The organism is Ktedonobacter robiniae (assembly GCF_016587375.1).
In the GTDB taxonomy this organism is placed as follows: domain Bacteria; phylum Chloroflexota; class Ktedonobacteria; order Ktedonobacterales; family Ktedonobacteraceae; genus Ktedonobacter; species Ktedonobacter robiniae.
Genome location: NZ_BNJG01000004.1, coordinates 339653 through 356964, shown reverse-complemented (window position 1 = coordinate 356964; position 17312 = coordinate 339653). Strand labels below are relative to the sequence as shown.

Annotated in this window: 12 protein-coding genes and 2 pseudogenes; 6 read left to right on the top strand and 8 right to left on the bottom strand. The window is 55.0% G+C overall.

Annotation, left to right across the window (positions count from 1 at the left end; translation table 11 throughout):
- Positions 1–288: 288 nt before the first annotated feature.
- The 3 genes from JMJ04_RS42275 to JMJ04_RS42265 are packed head-to-tail and all read right to left on the bottom strand — an operon-like array spanning position 289 to position 3493.
- Complete coding sequence (locus JMJ04_RS42275; RefSeq protein WP_201376415.1) at positions 289–1161, bottom strand: carbohydrate ABC transporter permease; 873 nt, start codon at positions 1159–1161, stop codon at positions 289–291.
- Entirely contained in the window at positions 1154–2104 is a 951-nt protein-coding gene (locus JMJ04_RS42270) for a carbohydrate ABC transporter permease (protein WP_201376414.1), read from the bottom strand. Before JMJ04_RS42270 ends, JMJ04_RS42275 begins: the two co-directional genes overlap by 8 nt.
- A gap of 30 nt (positions 2105–2134) precedes the next feature.
- The gene (locus tag JMJ04_RS42265) at positions 2135–3493 is read right to left on the bottom strand and encodes an extracellular solute-binding protein (RefSeq protein WP_201376413.1); all 1359 of its coding nucleotides are present in this window, start codon (positions 3491–3493) and stop codon (positions 2135–2137) included.
- Positions 3494–3930: 437 nt separating this feature from the next.
- Between JMJ04_RS42265 and JMJ04_RS42260 the strand changes: the two are divergent.
- Positions 3931–4991, top strand: a pseudogene (locus tag JMJ04_RS42260) (LacI family DNA-binding transcriptional regulator).
- A 23-nt stretch (positions 4992–5014) separates the two neighbouring features.
- Here JMJ04_RS42260 and JMJ04_RS42255 read toward each other — a convergent pair.
- Both JMJ04_RS42255 and JMJ04_RS42245 read right to left on the bottom strand, forming a co-directional pair.
- A pseudogene (locus JMJ04_RS42255) lies at positions 5015–6372 on the bottom strand (D-arabinono-1,4-lactone oxidase).
- 23 nt (positions 6373–6395) lie between these two features.
- A complete protein-coding gene (locus JMJ04_RS42245) occupies positions 6396–7736 on the bottom strand; it encodes an amino acid deaminase/aldolase (RefSeq protein ID WP_201376410.1) in 1341 nt (446 codons plus the stop codon).
- A gap of 121 nt (positions 7737–7857) precedes the next feature.
- Here JMJ04_RS42245 and JMJ04_RS42240 point away from each other — a divergent pair, with 121 nt between their 5' ends.
- Entirely contained in the window at positions 7858–8355 is a 498-nt protein-coding gene (locus tag JMJ04_RS42240; protein ID WP_201376409.1) for a DUF6789 family protein, read from the top strand.
- Here the strand turns inward: JMJ04_RS42240 and JMJ04_RS42235 are convergent.
- Positions 8352–8822: an NUDIX domain-containing protein gene (locus tag JMJ04_RS42235; RefSeq protein WP_201376408.1), complete on the bottom strand. Its 471-nt coding sequence runs from the start codon at positions 8820–8822 to the stop codon at positions 8352–8354. The two genes, JMJ04_RS42240 and JMJ04_RS42235, sit on opposite strands and share 4 nt — an antisense overlap.
- A gap of 701 nt (positions 8823–9523) precedes the next feature.
- Between JMJ04_RS42235 and JMJ04_RS42230 the strand changes: the two genes are divergently transcribed.
- The 3 genes from JMJ04_RS42230 (at position 9524) to JMJ04_RS42220 (ending at position 12792) form a co-directional block, all read left to right on the top strand.
- Entirely contained in the window at positions 9524–10831 is a 1308-nt protein-coding gene (locus tag JMJ04_RS42230) for an extracellular solute-binding protein (protein WP_201376407.1), read from the top strand.
- A 141-nt stretch (positions 10832–10972) separates the two neighbouring features.
- Positions 10973–11920: a carbohydrate ABC transporter permease gene (locus JMJ04_RS42225; RefSeq protein WP_201376406.1), complete on the top strand. Its 948-nt coding sequence runs from the start codon at positions 10973–10975 to the stop codon at positions 11918–11920.
- A gap of 2 nt (positions 11921–11922) precedes the next feature.
- The gene (locus JMJ04_RS42220; protein WP_201376405.1) at positions 11923–12792 is read left to right on the top strand and encodes a carbohydrate ABC transporter permease; all 870 of its coding nucleotides are present in this window, start codon (positions 11923–11925) and stop codon (positions 12790–12792) included.
- A 67-nt stretch (positions 12793–12859) separates the two neighbouring features.
- Here JMJ04_RS42220 and JMJ04_RS42215 read toward each other — a convergent pair whose 3' ends face one another.
- A complete protein-coding gene (locus tag JMJ04_RS42215; protein WP_201376404.1) occupies positions 12860–14482 on the bottom strand; it encodes a glycoside hydrolase family 10-like protein in 1623 nt (540 codons plus the stop codon).
- 372 nt (positions 14483–14854) lie between these two features.
- Between JMJ04_RS42215 and JMJ04_RS42210 the strand changes: the two genes are divergently transcribed.
- On the top strand, positions 14855–15490 hold the full coding sequence (locus JMJ04_RS42210) for a biotin transporter BioY (protein ID WP_201376403.1): 636 nt from the start codon (positions 14855–14857) through the stop codon (positions 15488–15490).
- 172 nt (positions 15491–15662) lie between these two features.
- Here JMJ04_RS42210 and JMJ04_RS42205 read toward each other — a convergent pair whose 3' ends face one another.
- A complete protein-coding gene (locus JMJ04_RS42205) occupies positions 15663–17300 on the bottom strand; it encodes a glycoside hydrolase family 10-like protein (protein ID WP_201376402.1) in 1638 nt (545 codons plus the stop codon).
- Positions 17301–17312: the final 12 nt, after the last annotated feature.

Genomic DNA, 17312 nt, shown 5'->3' with positions numbered 1-17312 from the left:
AAAATACAACGACCGTATGTGTGGACAACGGTATACATTGTGTGGCTGTTGCAGAGCAGCCAGTATAGAGATGATTTGTCTAGCTTTAACTCTACTCTAAGAGACGTCAGAGGTGCATGTTTTGTTCCCATAAGGTTAATCAGCATATTATGCTGGATATAATACGCATTTTGCGCTAAATTTCTCACAATATACATATAAAAGGGATGAGCATGTGGTGCTGGCAATTGCCAGCACCACATGCTCATCCCTTTTACTCTTTCGTACCGCAGGTGCGAGAGAGGGCGCTTAGCCTTTGAGGCCTGTTCCAGCCACGCCCTGAATGATCTGGCGCTGGAAGAACAGGAAGACGATTAGGACCGGTAGACCGCCCGCGACCGCCGAGGCCATGATCTGCGCGTAGCGGACGCCATAGGAGGTCTGGACCGTCGCCAGGCCGACTGGCAGCGTCATCATGTCAACGCCAGTGGCGACGATGAAGGGCCAGAGGAAGTTGTTCCAGACGCCGATAAAGGTAATGATCGCCACCGCCGAGATCGCGGTGCGCGCCAGGGGCATCCAGATCTGCCAGTAGACGCGGAAGCGACTGGCCCCGTCAACGATGGCTGCCTCCTCCAGTTCCTGTGGGATGTTATCAAAGAACTGCTTGAAGATGAATACCGCCAGGGGAGAGGCAATCTGTGGCAGGATAATGCCCCAGTAGGTATTGACGAGGTTCATCTGCTGCATCTCGGTGAAGAGGGGCACGATCAGGATCTGACCGGGGACCATCAAGCCGGCGAGAATGATCCAGAAGAGGGGACCCCGGGCGCGAAAACGAATGCGCGAGAGACCAAATGCGGCCAGGCTCGCCAGGACAATGACCAGTACCGTGGCGATCAACGCCGTAAACGCGCTATTAAAGTACCAGCGGAAGATATCCGCTGTACTGAAGACGTTGTGGTAGGCGTCACCCGTGAAGTGCGAGGCCAGCCAGCTTACAGGCACTGTAGTGGTCTCGGCCTCTGGTTTCAGCGAGGTATCGACCGCCCAGAGCAGGGGAATGATCCACAGCAGTGCCATGATCGTCAGCAAGACAAGCGCGAGCGTGCGCGAAAGCGAGAAACGTTTCCTGGGTTCTGCCTGCCCCCGAGTCGACAGGTTGGGTGCCAGACTACTCATTACCTTTTGCCTCCCTACGATACAGTACGACAAACTGGATGGCTGTTACGACGAGTACAACGATAAAGAAGAGATACGACATTGCCGATGCGAATCCGACGCGGAAGGAGGTGAAGGCCGAATCGTAGATGTATTCCAGCATGGGGCGGGTCATAAAGTTTGGACCGCCACCCGTGAGCAGGGCTGCCTGCGCGTAGAGCTGAAGCGAGCCAATGACCTGGAGGATAATCACGGTAACCGTCGTATTCTTCAGGAGTGGAACGGTAATGCTGAAAAGCTTTGAGCTGGAGTTCGCACCATCAATTGAGGCCGCTTCATAAATCTCCTGGGGAATCTGTTGTAGACCCGCCAGGTAGAGCAGGAAGTTAAAACCAAGCGTCCACCAGACCGTCACAATCACGACCGAGAACATCGCCACATTGGGATCGGACAGCCAGGCGACCTCTTTGAGCCCAAAGGCCGTGATCACGCTATTGAGCAGGCCGAAGCCAGGCTGGTAGAGCCAGTTCCAGATCAGGACCACCACCGAGACCGGTAGGATATATGGAGCAAAGAAGGCCAGGCGGAAGAGCCAGCGTGCCGGGATGGCCATATTCGCCAGCAAAGCCAGGCCCAGGCTCAGTATCACCAGGATAGGAGTGCTAATGATGGTAAAGAGGAAGGTGTTTCCCAGGGCACCCCAGAAGTTGGCGTCGCCCAGGGCCTCAGCATAGTTGCTCAAGCCCATGAACACGTCGGTGCCCGTGCCCGCCAGGCTCCAGTTAAAGAAGCTCATGCGGAAGCCGAGAATGACGGGCCAGATGAGAAAGATGGCGTAAGCCAGCAGGAATGGAAGGACAAAGGCAAAGCCGGTTAGTTCATTGCGCCAGCGAGCCTGCCTTCTGGCCTGCTGCGCCTTCTGAAGACGCTCGGCAGGCTGTTGTTCAAGCAAAATTTCTGACATGACGAATCCTCTCTGTGCTGTAGAGCGTCCTTAAAACGGTTTGGGCGTTTGCAACTGCTTGAGCATGGCCGCGCGGAATTGCTGGATGCCCTGCTTGGGCGTCTTTTGCTGCATGATGACCGACTGGAACGCCGCGCCCGCCTGGTTTTCCAGCTCTGAGGCTGCTCCAGCAAACCAGACTGGAGGATCGTATACCACATTTGAGGCTTCAGCCGCGTAGTGTGACTGGGGCGAGAGTTGCTTATATTCGCTACTGGTGGCTACGGGGAGATAGGTCGGAATGTGCCCACCCTGTGCCCAGATATAGCTACTCTTGAGAAGCTCGCTAACAAATTTGATGCTCATCGCGCGCCGCTCTGGGTCAACCGTGCCCTGGCGTGGCAGGACGAGGGAGTGCGAGTCGGCCCAGGTCTGCTGTCCACCAAAGACATTAGGGAAGAGCGTCATGTCGAATTTCATCTTCTGTGCCTGGAAGGTCGTGACCTCCCACTCACCATTCCAGTGGAAGCCTGCCTTCCCGCCGCTGAAGAGCGCAACAGCTCCCGGGTAATCGATATTGGTGCTACCTACCTCTTTGGCGAGCTTCGAGATATAGGCCAGGACCTGCTCTGCCTTGTCATCTTCAAAGGTCAGTTGGGTGCCATCTGCTGAGAAATACTGCCCATTGAGCTGAGCATAAAGGGCGCAGAAGACGCGCCAGCAGGTGGAGGGATCGCCCACGCCCATGGCGAGGCCCAGGCCACCAGAGGCTTTTTTAGCTTCGCTAAAGGCATTGAGAACGTCGTCTTCGCCCTTGAATTCCAGGAGCTTGCCGTTGCTGTCAAGTAGCCCCGCCTTCTGGCAGACGTCCGTGCTGTAGTACATCACCAGTGGGTGGGTATCAAGAGGGACGGCATACAGTTTGCCGTTGTAATGCGCCTTCTGCCAGACGGGGTCCACGAAATTATCCTGTGTGATGCCGTTGTTGGAGAGGGCGGAGGTATCGAACGGCTCAAGCAGGCCGCTTCCCGCATACATTGGTAGGCGCGACATATGCAGAATACTCACATCGGGTGGGCGTCCGCCCGCCGCCGCCATCGCAAGCTTGGTGTAGTAGGGGGTTCCCCAGGAGAGGGTGACGGCTTCCAGGTCAACCTCGGGGTGGTTATGCTGGAACTGTTGCACCATCTCAAGCATGCGCTCGCCGTCACCGCCACCTAGGAGGTGCCAGTAGGTAATGTGCGTCTTGCCCGCGCCAAAGGCGGTTGTGCCACAAGAGCTGAGGATTCCAGCCAGGGCCGTGGTTCCCAGACCGAGAGCGGCCGCGCGCCCGAGGAAGCCTCGACGGCTAATGCGCGACGCCTGTTCTGGTTCAGAACCCGTCGTAAATGTACGCTGCTCAGAGACCATTGAGTGATCCTTCCTTTGTGTGATACTCCTCTGAAAAAGCTGTGTCAGCGCCACACGGTTACAAGCATGGCAGGCCTCTCTGTAACTTACACTCCCAGTTGAATCTGCGTGAATAGGATCGAGGATATAAGCAGGTGATTGACGTTGTAATTGCATATGAGCAACAATAAAAGGCCAGAAGAAGAGACTCTCACCAGCGTTGGCACCTCGGTACCTCTAAAAATCTACGTTGATTCGTGAATTCGCCTGTCAGATTTCTTGTAACTCCACTTTTTACAACGTTGTAATCGCGATTACAACGTTGTAAAGAACTGTACCATATAAAATTTACCATTGTCAATATATTTTGACGTTTGCATTGACGATCATAAATTTTTCATGGTATAGTTGTTTGACGTTGTATTTCATGGAGTTCTGGGAAAAGGAATAAGAAACACGTGCCAACGACGCTCAAAGATGTCGCATTACGCGCTGGAGTTTCTATAAAAACGGTTTCCAATGTGATTCATGGGCGGGTGTATGTCACTGATGAGAAGCGCGAGCGGGTTGAAGAGGCGCTCAAGGAGCTAAACTACCAGCCCAACCTCTCGGCACGCTATCTGCGCAAGGGACGTGTAGGTGTGATTGGCCTGGCTATCCCTGAACTCTTAAACCCCTATTTTGCAGAGGTCAGCAATACTATTATCCTGGCTGCGGGGCGCCAGGCGTATACTGTCCTGGTGGATACGACTGGGGGGAACGCGCCAATGAGCGGATGGTCATCAATGGATGGCGCCCGCAGCTCTTAGATGGGGTGATCTTAAGTCCCCTGGCGCTTGAGCAGGAGGATCTGCAACCTGGCCTGGTTGAGACGCCCGTGGTGCTGCTGGGCGAGCGCTTCCTCGATGTCCCCCATGATCACGTGGCGATTGATAACGTTGCCGCGGCTTATGAAGCCACCTGCCACCTTTTGCGCCTGGGTTACAGGCGTATCGCCGCTATTGGTCTGCGCATCGATATCCCGGACCAGACGGAAACGTCCAAACTACGCCTGCGTGGCTACCTGCAAGCCTTACAGGAGGCTGGCATCGCCTCTGATAGGCAACTGATTACCACAACCGAAGCCTTTTATGATCGCGAGAGTGGCTATAGCGCTATACGTCGTCTGTTCGCTGATGGCGTAGCCGTGGACGCCATTTTTTGCTTCAATGACTTGATGGCGCTGGGAGCCCTACGTGCCCTCTATGACATGGGGTTGCGCGTGCCCGAGGATGTCGCGGTCATCGGCTTTGATGATATCGAGGAGGGGCGCTATGCCTTTCCAGCGCTGACGACCATCTCGCCCGATAAGAAACTGATTGGTGAGACGGCGGTCGATTTCCTGCTGGGGCGTATCGAGGGCACACGTGATGTACCACCAGAGCATGTGTATATCCCTTTCCGGCTCATTGAGCGTGAAAGCACAATGGGGCGTGCGGGGAGAGGGGAGCGGAGGGATGTACTGAAAGATCATGCATGATCTTTCAGTACATCCCTCCGCTCTTAAACGGACGCCGCTGGCACGCCAAACAGGACACGTAGGTAGTCGTTGAGGAAGAGTCCCTGGGGATCAAGCTGCGCCCGGATGCGCTTGAAGTCCTCCCAGCGAGGGTAGAGGCGCGCCAACTGCTCCGCTGTGAGAGTGTGCATCTTGCCCCAGTGGGGACGCCCCTGGTAGTGTTGATAAATTTCCTCGACGGCCTGGAAATAGTCTTTGTAGCGCATTCCCCGATACATATGCACGGCGATATAGGCGGAATCACGCTGGTAGGCTGGGCTGAGCCAGATATCATCACCCTGCACAAAGCGGCATTCAATGGGGAAATGGACCTCAAAGTTGTGTTTCTCAATGCAGCGCTTTACCTCGGCGAGGACGGTGGTGAAGTGCTCGGCGGGAATGTTGTATTCCATCTCCTGGAAGCGCACCCAGCGCGGGGTGGCAAAGATCAAATGACTGTAGTCAACTTCGTCTACGGGGGAGATACCCATGGCGGAGATGCGGCTAATAGTAGGTGTCAGGCGAGGGAAGAGGAGACAGGCCTCCGAGAGCAGCCAGTAGAGGCCATTCTCCAGCGCGACCTGGTTAATCGTGCTCCAGAGACTCCCAGCGTTGGGCGCGGCCTCCGTTTCATTGGCAAACTTGGTCTGAACCCACTTTGTATGCGGGAGCCAGTAAAATTCGAAGTGGCTATTTTCCTGTTTGTAGCTCTCCAGGTGCTCCAGGCAGCTTTCAAGAGATTCACGATGGCTGCGGTAGTGCAGGCGCTTGCTGGGAACGGTGCGCAATTTGACGTGTGTGAGAATGCCCAGGCTGCCCAGCGAAACCTGCGCGGCCTTAAAAATATCAGGGCGCTCTTCAGGTGAGCATTCTAGCTCTTCTCCCTGCGCCGTCAGCAGGGTCAGGCCAACGACCTGCGTCGCGATGGTACCAAACTGAATACCGGTACCGTGCGTACCTGTGCTGATGGCGCCTGCAATGCTTTGCACGTCGATATCACCCAGGTTCTCCTGAGCTAAACCATGTTCATGTAGCAATTTGCCCAGCGTGCTTAGCTTGGTGCCTGCACGTACAGCGACTATGTCCTGTTGCTCATCCACTTTCTCGACATGCTCGATCCCCTGCCAGTTGTCCAACGAAATAAGCGTATCATTAGTCTGTACGAGGGGGTGAAGGAGTGCCCCGCACCGACGACGCGCACCTGTCCACCTGCTGTGCTTGCCTGGAGGACAAGCTTACGCAGTTCCTCTATCGTGCTTGGGCGCGCGAAGTTCTGGGGTGTGCAGGCAACCGAACCCGACCAGTTGCGCCAGCTACGCGCGCTTCCCGTGCTAGTTGGGTCCATCAAACTCTTCTGGCTCATATCTATTCCCTCTTACAACTCGTTTATAAAAAGCATTTGCCGTCGCCGCGATAGGTAGTTACCTCGTCGATGATTGTGCCGGACTGCACCAGCAGCAGGTGCGTAAAGCGTTCGCAGACCTCTCCCGCCTTAGCGTGGCGCATAAAGATGGGGTCTCCTGGGTGAAGGGCGAGCGCTCCCTTGTAGTGAACAGGTGTCTGTACCTCGCCCGCGCCCTCCATGGGGTCCAGCCTGGCTCCCTCGGGCAGATAGGGCTGAGGTTGTTTATCGAGTCCGACCGCGCCGGAGGCCGTGTAGCCTCCTCCCTGGCAGGTATAGATTTGGGGCTGAGGTCGGCGGACGATCTCGATGGCGTAGCCAAGCGCGGGCTGATAGCGAAACGCCTGGTAGTTATCAAAGAGGGTGGGGGAGTAGAAGCCTGAGCCAACCGTTATTTCGGTGACTGCTGTCTCTGTGCGGGTAGTGTGTACGCTTCCGGTCCCGCCGCCATTGACGACGCGTAGTGGAAGTCCCGCCTCCTCTTGAATGTAGCGCACTATCTCTGCTCGCCTGCGTGCAATGTCTGGGAGCGAGCGCCGTTTGAGCAGGCGGACGAGGGTATTTTTTGCGCGCTGACCTGCGAAGGCGTCGCCTACTCCCGCGATCTGTGCCTCGTAGCCCATGATGCCATTGAGCAAGATATGCTCTGAGCCCTGGATATGCTCAACCAGTGGACGCACATCCGCGACGGTGCGCAGGGGTGAGCGCCAGACGCCGAAGTGCAGCCCTGGCAGGGGGAGAGACATATCAATATCCAGGCAGAGCGGCAGGCGTACGGCGAATTGTTGCGCGACGCGCTCCACCTGCGCGATCTGCTCCAGGCTATCGACCATCAAAACGGCGCGTTTCCCCTGGGCATTGACGCGGGCAATCTCGGCGAGATCCTCCTCGTTCCAGGTGGGATAGCCCAGCAGCAGGTCATCGAAGCCCTGTTCCGCCAGGAAGGCAGCCTCACGCGCGGTAAAACACATAATGCCCTGAAAGCATGAATTGGCCTCCAGGATGCGGCGCAGAATAGCGGTGCTGCGGATAGACTTTGATGCCAGGCGAATATGCTTCCCTCCTGCCTGGGTGGCGATGCGCTCGACGTTCTGCTGTAAGAGGTCAAGATCCACAAAGGCAAAGGGCTTTCTTTGCGTTTTAAAGATCTCGCGGTAATACTCATAGCGCGCATCAAGCTGCTCTGGAGGATGAGGAGTGGTGGATGATAACGAACCCTGTTGTGCTGTAGTCAAAAATACTTCTTTGTGTGTAGACATGGCAGCATCCTTTATGCAGGCAAAATAAGAGGTCCTGTTTGGATAACTTGCCCCTGAGTGTAGCATCTAGAAATGCGTAGCGTCAAGCAAACAATAATAAACGAGCTAGCCACGAATTCGCGCGCTCTAACGTGTGAAAGGAAAAGGGCTTGCAGAAGGATGGAGCCGTTCAAGAAGGAGAGATGCTATGTCGACACTTGTGCGCGAGGCCGATGCCCAGGAGTATCCATCGTGGATCAAGGATGCCGTTGCCGGATGTGTAGCGACTGCGCCAATGACGCTGTTTATGCTGCTTACACAACGCTTCTTGCCGCATGGGCAGCGCTACGATCTGCCACCCGAGATCATCATACAAGACCTGGCGCGTCGAGCGCACCTCCATTGGCGGCTCAGCAAGCGCCAGGTCTTGCTGGCGACGCTTGTATCTCATTTCGGCTTTGGAACTGCTATGGGCCTGTTCTATAGACCTGTCGAGCGCTATATGCCCGGACCCTCGCTGGCAAAGGGAGGCGGCTTTGGCCTGCTTGTCTGGGCCGCAAGCTACCTTGGACTCCTGCCCGCGCTGGGACTGGTAGCGTCAGCCTACCGCGAACCTGGACGGCGTAACCTGATGATGATCGCCGCCCACCTGGTCTGGGGGAGCGCGACGGGCCTGCTTGCGTCCCTGTTTGCCAACCGACGCTAGGAGAAGTAGGGTTGTGTGCGTTGCTCAAGAAAGTGATGAATGCGCAGGCGAATAGAGGGATGCATGCTCAGGTACTCTATCTCGCAGGGGAAGAAGAACGCGACCTCGAATGACTCCGCGCTGACGCGTAACTTGCCACCAAGGAGCATACAGGCAAAGCAGACCGAGAACTGTTGTCTGACCTCCCCATCGCTAAAGGCAATGATGTGGCGCGGATCCGAGTAGATACCCACAATCCGCTCTGGTTGGACATGTAAGCCCGTCTCTTCCCGCACCTCGCGTACTACTGTCTTGCCAATAGACTCGCCTGGTTCCATCGCGCCGCCGGGCAGTGCCCAGAGATTATTATCGCTGCGCCGATGGAGTAAAATGCGGCCCTGCTGATCACAGATAATCGCTGATGCCGCGGGCACCAGGCTATTGGGTCTGGGGGCTTGAGGATCATTATAATAATCGATGCGTGCCATTGCTCCATGCCTACTTCATATAATCGCCTGCAGTTGCTATTGTAGCATAGGAACGATGGTATATGCTGCTCTGTTCTTCCGTATAGGAAGAAAATAGTGGTCTATGCTTGTGTACTCTACCTCTGCCGCTTATTGGCACCTCATTGAGAGTGACCTGCCAGCCAACACTTCTATTTAAGTGCAGGTCCATATTGCATACGCTGTCCTATTAATGTTAAAATAAACCCATGCACTTTCCCAATTGCAAATGTTCTTTCGCACTCCTGGCGTTGTGAGTAAGAAGAAGCCTCACTTTTTGCAAGTGATCATATTGTATATATATTTATATATGCGCACAAATTCCCTCTTACCCTTTGCCAGGCGATCTCTCTTAGTATCTTCTCCTCCTGTCTCTGCACCCTTCAATAGCTTCGCCTACCACCTGTTATTTTTTATGCATGAGGTGAGCATGTTTGTCTATCGAACATAACTGATACTGGAGAACGCGGGCGCCGCTGCCTGTGGACATCGCGTGCGAGTTGCGTGGTGGCTCGTTGGAGCGCCTACCTGGAGGGAAAGGGCTTGTTGAGGGTCAACGCCTGTGGCCTGCAGAGTGTAATACGTTGGCCTGTAGTGTAAGGCTCAACCTGCCGGTTCGTGTACCTGCACATCATCTCTCATGAATACGGCTGCCTGGGCCTGATAAGATGAGGAGTACAAGGATGAGTAGCTCGATTACGCGTCGTCAATTGCTTGTTGAGGGCAGCAAAGTTGCTGTAAGTGCCAGTGTGCTGAGCGCACTGCTCGCCGCGTGTGGGGGGGATTCGGGGTCGGGGAATCAAACAAGTGATGTTTCCTTACGCTATTGGGTGCTTGGCTATTCGCCCAATGGTGGTAACCAGACGGGTAAACTGACCGATGCCGCAGTCGCCGCCTATAAAAAGGCTCACAAGAACCTGAAGGGGGTGACGATTACAGGTTATACAGGCGATCAGAGTGGCTTCACTAAGCTGACACAAGCGGTGCAGGGAGGCAGTACCGTAGATGTATTTCGCCTGCCATCCGATGTCCTGCCAACCCTGGTGCGTGCGGGGTCGGTCGCGCCAATCGATGACTTTCTCACGGCGGACGATAAGAGCGATATCGCCTCTAATCTTCTTGACGCGGTCTCGACCGATGGTAAACGCTACTCCTGGCCGCTCTGGGTGCCGCCTGTGGGCATGTATCTCAACCTGGATATTTTTAAAGAGCGAGGCGTCGATGTTCCCAAGGATGATTGGACCTATGAGGAGTTTGTGGATATCGCCAAACGCCTCACCTTCAAACGCTCCAATGGCCAGCAGGTATATGGCTATAGCGGCGTCATTGACGCCGGCGTCGTCAATACCTGGCCCTTTATTATGGGGGATGGGGCCTATCCGCTGAGCAAAGATAACAAACAGTATACCTTTAATACCCCGGAAGGCGTGAGCGGCCTGCAAAAGCTGATGGACCTGGCGTTGAAGTATAAGGTCACGCCTCCTGACTTTGGTACGCAAACCACCACTGACATGGTCACCGGCTTTAGCCAGAAGAAGAACTACGCGATGTATAGTGAGCCCAGTGGTTCCTCCGCGACCTATAAAGCCCTGGGAATGAACTTTACAGTCAAGTCGATGCCTATTGGCATGAGCGGCAAACCACTTACGACCGGAGGCATTGGCCTGATCTCGGTGACGAACCTGCAGGATGATAATAAGCTTAAGGCCGCCATGGACCTGGCGCGCTACCTGACAAGCTCGCAGGTGGGTCACGATATTACTGGCTACTACCTGGCCCCTGGCGCGCGTAAATCGGTCGAAGTGAGCGATCCTATCGCTCTGTTCAAGCCGTTTGTGCCTTATACCTACATTACCCCGATCATCGCGCAGTGGCCGCAGATTCGCACGATCCTGCACGATCAGATCCAGAAGGCGGTCCTGGGCAAGGTCTCAGCCAAAGACGCGCTCAACAATCCCGCCAGCGAGGTAAATTCACTGCTCAACGGCTAAACACTTTACAAGTTGATGGTATGGTACAGGTGGCAGCCATTGGCCGCCCACCTGTACCATACCATCAACTGAAGCCAGCGCCGCAGGTGCGCGGCTTCAGGCACATCACTCGCTATAGCGTCAATATCTAGGAAGAGACCTATGTCACATATCGCACTTGAAAAGCAGGCTGGTCAGCGGCAACGCGGCGTCGTTGCCAGCCTCAGGCGTTTCTTCAAAGCATATGGGTGGGGATATGCCTTTATCTTTCCCAGTATGCTCGTTTTTGCTATCTTTACGCTCGCGCCCGTGCTTTGGGCACTGCTTATCTCCTTTCAAAGCTATGATTATACCTTTATCTGGAATGGCAAGTGGGCGGGCTTGAGCAATTATGTGCACGCCTTTACGACGGAGGGTGGCGTCTTTGGCCAGGCGATCAAGAATACACTCTACTATACTGTGATCACGGTCACCGCCAATATTCTGATTGCGCTGATCCTCTCCAGCCTCATTCAGGGGCGCAGCAAGCCCTGGCGCACCTTCTTTCTCTCGGCGTTCTATCTGCCCGCCGTTACCAGCGTAGTCATTATCGCCATCACCTGGCGCTGGATCTATAACAGCGAGTACGGCTTCCTCAACTATATCCTGGGCGCGTTCCACCTTGCCGCTGTGCGCTGGCTGTCAGATCCCAACATTGTGCTCAATAGCATTACACTCTCAACCGTCTTGACCGTACCGGCAACGGGCGTGGTGCTTTTTAATGCGGCGATGGGGAGTATTCCCACGGAGTACTATGAGGCCGCCATGCTGGATGGCGCGGGTCCCCTGCGTCGCTGGTGGCATATTACCCTACCTCTGATCAGGCCTACTACCCTGTACCTGGTGGTGCTCTATACCATTGCCAGCTTTGAGGTCTTTGAGAAGGTCTTTGTGATGGTTCCCGCTGGCGTCGGCGATAGTGCGCAGGTCATCGTGACGCAGATTTACCAGAACGGCTTCCAGCAGTTTCGCTATGGCCTGGCCTCGGCGCAGGCCTTTGTCCTCTTCTTGATGATCGCGGCGGTCGCGCTGGTCCAATTCCGCTTTCTCAGATCTGATGTGGAGTATTGATAATGGCAAGCAAATCGGTTTCTTCGCGTCCACAGGCTGCGCGTATTCGTCTCTGGCACCCATCGAAGGGGCTTGCCTGGCTGGTTCTGGCAATCACGACCTGTATCTCGCTCTGGCCCATGTACTGGCTCTTCGTGACCGCCCTAACGCCGACCACCTTTGTCTTGAAAACGCCGCCTGATGTCGTACCATTGCATGCAGACTTCTCGAATTTTCAGCGTCTATTGAACCAGGCGAGCGATTACTGGATCTGGGCGCGCAATAGTATCGCTGTTGCGCTATGTGTCACACTCTTCCACATTTTCTTTGATACACTGGCGGGCTATGCCTTTGCCAAGAAGCGTTTTCCGGGGCGCAATGTGCTCTTCTGGGTTGTTATTGCGACCATGATGGTGCCAACGTATGTGACATTGGTGCCAATGTATCTCGTGACACGTAACCTGCACCTGCTCAACACGCTCTGGGCGGTGATTCTTCCTGGCTTTGCCAGCGTCTTCGGCATCTTTCTGATGCGCCAGTATATTCAGACGCTGCCCTCAGAGTTGATGGATGCGGCGCGCATCGATGGCTGTGGGGAGCCGGGCGTCTTCTGGCATGTTATCCTGCCGCTCTCCAGGCCTGCCATTGGCGCGCTGGCTATCTTCACCTTTGTGCGCCACTGGAATGACTTCCTCTGGCCGCTGATCGTGCTCAATGATAGTTCCGCCTATACCTTGCCGGTTGGCGTGGCTGGCCTGCAAGGCGAGTTCTCCACAGACTATGGCATCATCTTCGCTGGCGCGGCCCTGGCGGCCCTCCCCATGATTATCTTCTTCCTGATCTTCCAGCGCTACTTCCTGGAGGGCGTCCGTATGGGAGCACTCAAGGGATAAAGAAGCACTGTAAAAATAGTTTTTCCGGCTCAAGCTGGCAAAAACTATTTTTACAATGCTTGACGTCTTACCGCTGTGTTACGGGTTGCCAACGAACGGGCGCGCCTTCGTTGTGCAGGCGATCAACAGGGGTAATGTAGTAGGTGTAGTTTCCTCCTGCCTGAATGCTGGTATCCATGAAGGCGTGCTGATAATTGTTCTGGAGCTTGGGGAGAATCGTCAGGATGTTGGTGCCGGTGTTGAAGTCGGTTGCCTGGGTTGCGCCATTGCTGCTGAAGCGATAGATCACATATGCTATTGTGCCGTTATAAGGCGCGTCGCTCCAGTGCAGGATGATCCCCTGCGTGCTCTGTTCCAGCGGTTGCAATGTGAGAGATCGCGGATTTGTGCGCGGGAGCCAGGACATGGTGGGGACCAGCGCCGGAGTGTGATAGATGGTGCTACTCAGGCGATCTTTGAATCCCAACGGATTAGCGTGCAGGCTAGACAGGCTAAAGAAGATGCTGCCCTGGACCTGGGGATATTGCAGGTTGAGCGCGAGCTGATTGGGCATCTCATTGGGAGATTGCCAACCTGTAGTCTCACTGGTGCCGATCTTGTAAACTCCCTGCCCGATATAGAGTTGGATGCGGCTCCTGCTGACTTCGTTGGCCCACCAGGCGATGAGCTTGTCATAGGCGGCAGGCGTGAAGCCAATACTCCAGTAGATCTGTGGGGCGATATAGTCGAGCCAGTTGTTTCTGATCCAGGTGCGAGCATCGGCATACAGATCATCATAGCTGGTCTGCGTGGCGGCGGTATCCGAGCCGGTGGGATCGGCGACTTTGTTGCGCCAGACGCCAAAGGGACTGATGCCAAATTTGACAAAGGACTTAATCTGCTTGATGCGCGTGGAGAGTTCGTAGACGAGGAGATTGATGTTGGCTCGCCGCCAGTCATCCTTTTTAGCAAAGCTTCCGCTGCCATAGCGCTGATAGGCGGCGTCATCGGGGAAGTCCTGATTGCCAACCTTGTAAGGGTAGAAGTAGTCATCCAGGTGGACGGCATCGATGTCGTAGTTGCGCACGACTTCGAGAATACTATCCTCAACGTATTGGCGTGCCGCAGGTACCCCGGGATTATAATAGAGTTTTCCTCCATAGCTCACGACCCAGTCGGGATTCAGGCGCGCCGGGTGATTAGCGACGAGCTGGTTAATATCACCTTGCATGCTGACCCGGTAGGGATTAAACCAGGCGTGAAACTCCATCCCCCGCCTATGCGTTTCATTGACCATAAAGGCCAGGGGATCATAGCCAGGATCCTGTCCCTGTGTACCCGTCAGGTAGGCCGACCACGGGGCATAGCGTGATGGATAGAAGGCGTCAGCCGTGGGGCGCACCTGGACGACGATGGCGTTCATGTTCATCTGCTGCATTTCATCCAGGTGGGCCGTATACTCCTGTTTCTGTGTGTCGATGGGCAATCCAGGCTTCGAAGGCCAATCAATGTTTTGGACGGTGGCGAGCCAGGCGGCACGCAACTGGCGCTTGGGCGCGAGCGGAGTCGTGTTCACCTGAGGTATACCGGGGCCGCTCGTGGCGCCATAGATGCTAGCTGTGCCCGGCACCAGGCTCAGGGCGAGCAGGGCGCAGAGCAACGCGGAGAGTGACATGAGTTTGCCCATGAGGCGTGCTGGCAGTGATCTCATCGTGTGACATCTCCATCTCTTGAGTGCGGAAATTGCAAGAAGAAAACGAACATTCTTATATGAATTGTATTGTAGCACGCTATAAATAGTTTCGTATTCGCATACGTCTTTAAGATTATATATGCATGTAAAGTGCGTATTTAGGGTTATTGCTGAGTGTGATGAAGGACTGGCTTCGCCAGCCGTCGGAAGACTCAACAATAACCATAAGCAACCTACCAATAATTTAGAAGAATGTGGTAGAATTCGCTACGTGAATGCTGGCCCCGAGGAAGAGGTCTCTTGTAGTGCGTATTTCGTAGAAGATCTTTGGCCTGGGCAGCGTTGTGGAATTAAAAGAACGAACAGAACAACAAATTGAGGAGTATACTAATGGCAATAGCACCAGGAACAACTATTCTTGATTACGCAGTCCCCGCGCGACGGACGTCACGTGTCGCCAGCCTGGGGCGTGATGGATTGCTCATCGTGAGTGCTAGTATTTTGATGGCCCTGGCCGCACACGTAGGCTTCTACCTCCCCTTTACCCCGGTTCCTATAACGCTACAGACATTTATGGTCTTGCTGACAGGGGCGGCCCTGGGCAGCAAGCGTGGCGCACTGGTAATGCTGCTGTACATCGCTGAAGGCGCGGTTGGCCTGCCGGTCTTTGCGAGTGGTGGTTCTCCCGCCAGCCTGATTGGTTTGACCGCGGGTTATATCTGGGCCTTTCCTATTGCGGCCTTCGTGGTTGGCTGGCTCTGTGAGCGCGGCCTGGATCGCAGCTACCTGACCTCGGTCTTCGCCATGTTGCCTGCTGTGGTTATTAACCTGGGTCTGGGCGTGATCTGGCTGGCTATCTTCGGTCTGCCCATGGCGCACGGTGTGAATCATAGCCTGAGCGCGTCCCTGCTGGCGGGCGCGGTCCCCTTCCTCCCTGGCGAGGCCTTCAAGATGGTCGTCGCCGCAGCCCTGCTGCCCACCGCCTGGGCCATTGTACGCCGCGTCCGCAAGGAGCAGGAGTCCTAGACTTACTGCGCGTACCTCTTCCTTTCTGCAAAATGCATTGATGAAAAGGAATGTGTGTCTCCCGTGGTGTGATCGTTTATGAGCAGAAGGCCCCCAGCAATCAGGAATTGCTGGGGGCTTCTCATGATAGGTATGTTCACGATCAGGCGAGTGTGATCAATAGCGTTCTCGTTCAGACAAGTGTGATCGATCGCCCGTGTGAGAGCTGGCTTTCGTTATGCAGCCGATCCACTGCGGTGACATAGTACGTGTAGGTGTGATCGCTCTGGGCGCTTGTATCCACAAACTGCTGCTGTGTGCTATCCTGCAGCTTGCGCAGTGTTGTGAGGATGTTGGCGCTGTTGTCAAAGTCCGCCTGGGTAGGCACAACCTTGCCGTCGAAGCGATAGATCACATAGTAGGCCGTTGTGTTATGCGGGAGATCAAGCCAGCGTAGACTCGCGCTGTCCTGTTTCGGTCCGCCAGGCAGGAGTATCACCGGGTCAGGAGCGGTACTATCCAGCCAGGGCATGGTGGGGACTAGCGCCTTCTGCTTATAGATATCGTTGACCAGACGGTCTTTAAAACCCAGTAAATTGGCATTGAGATCTTTTAAGCTAAAGAAGATGCTGCCCTGGACCTGGGGATATTGCAGGTTGAGCGCAAGCTGATTGGGCATCTCGTCCGGGTTGAGCCAGTTCGTCGGGCTGCTGGTGCCGATCTTATAGGTGGCCTGGCCAATGTAGAGCTGGACATGAGTTCCGGCGACCTCGTTGACCCACCAGCTTACGAGCTTGTCATAGGCGGCGGGCGCGAAGCCAATATTCCAGTAGATCTGAGGCGCGATATAGTCGAGCCAGTTGTTCTTGATCCAGGTGCGCGTGTCGGCGTAGAGGGTATCGTAGTTGGTCTGACCGGCGGTGGTATCGGAGCCAGTTGGATCAACCGATGCATTGCGCCAGACGCCAAAGGGGCTGATGCCAAACTTGACATAGGGCTTGATCTGCTTGATCCCGCTTGAAAGCTCCTGGATCATCTGATTGACATTATCGCGGCGCCAGTCATCCTTATTGGCGAAGCGAGCCGCGCCATATTGCTGGTAGGTGGCGTCGTCGGGGAAGTCCTGGGTGCCGACCTTGTAGGGATAGAAGTAGTCATCCAGGTGGATGCCATCGACGTCGTAGTTACGCACAACCTCCAGGATGCTCTGCACTACAAACTCGCGAGCCTCGGGAATGCCGGGATTGTAGTAGAGCTTGCCGCCATAGCTGATGACCCAGTCGGGATGCAGGCGCGCCGGGTGATTAGCGACGAGCTGGTTGATATCGCCTTGCATGCTGACCCGGTAGGGATTAAACCAGGCATGAAATTCAATATTGCGCTTATGCGTCTCATTGACCATAAAGGCCAGGGGATCATAGCCAGGATCGCGTCCCTGCACCCCGGTTAAATATTGGGACCAGGGGCCATACTGTGATGGATAGAAAGCATCGGCAGTGGGCTTGACCTGGACGACAACGGCATTCATATTCATCTGTTGCAGTTCATCCAGGTGCGTTAGATATTCCTGCTGCTGCGTGGTAGCGGGCAGGCCCGGCTGTGATGGCCAATCGATATTTGTAACTGTAGCGATCCAGGCAGCACGTAGTTGGCGCTTGGGTGAGTTTGTACCTGTGGAAGAGAGGGCATAGCTGGCTGTAGTGGCCGTTTGGGTTGTTTCGTGGGCTGAGGCTGTTCCTGGTACTATGCCTAAGGTCATGAGTGTGCAGATAAGCACACCGATAGATAGGTGTTTTCCCAGGTGATGAAGTCGTTTAAGTGCTAATCTCATCGGCGAGCTTCT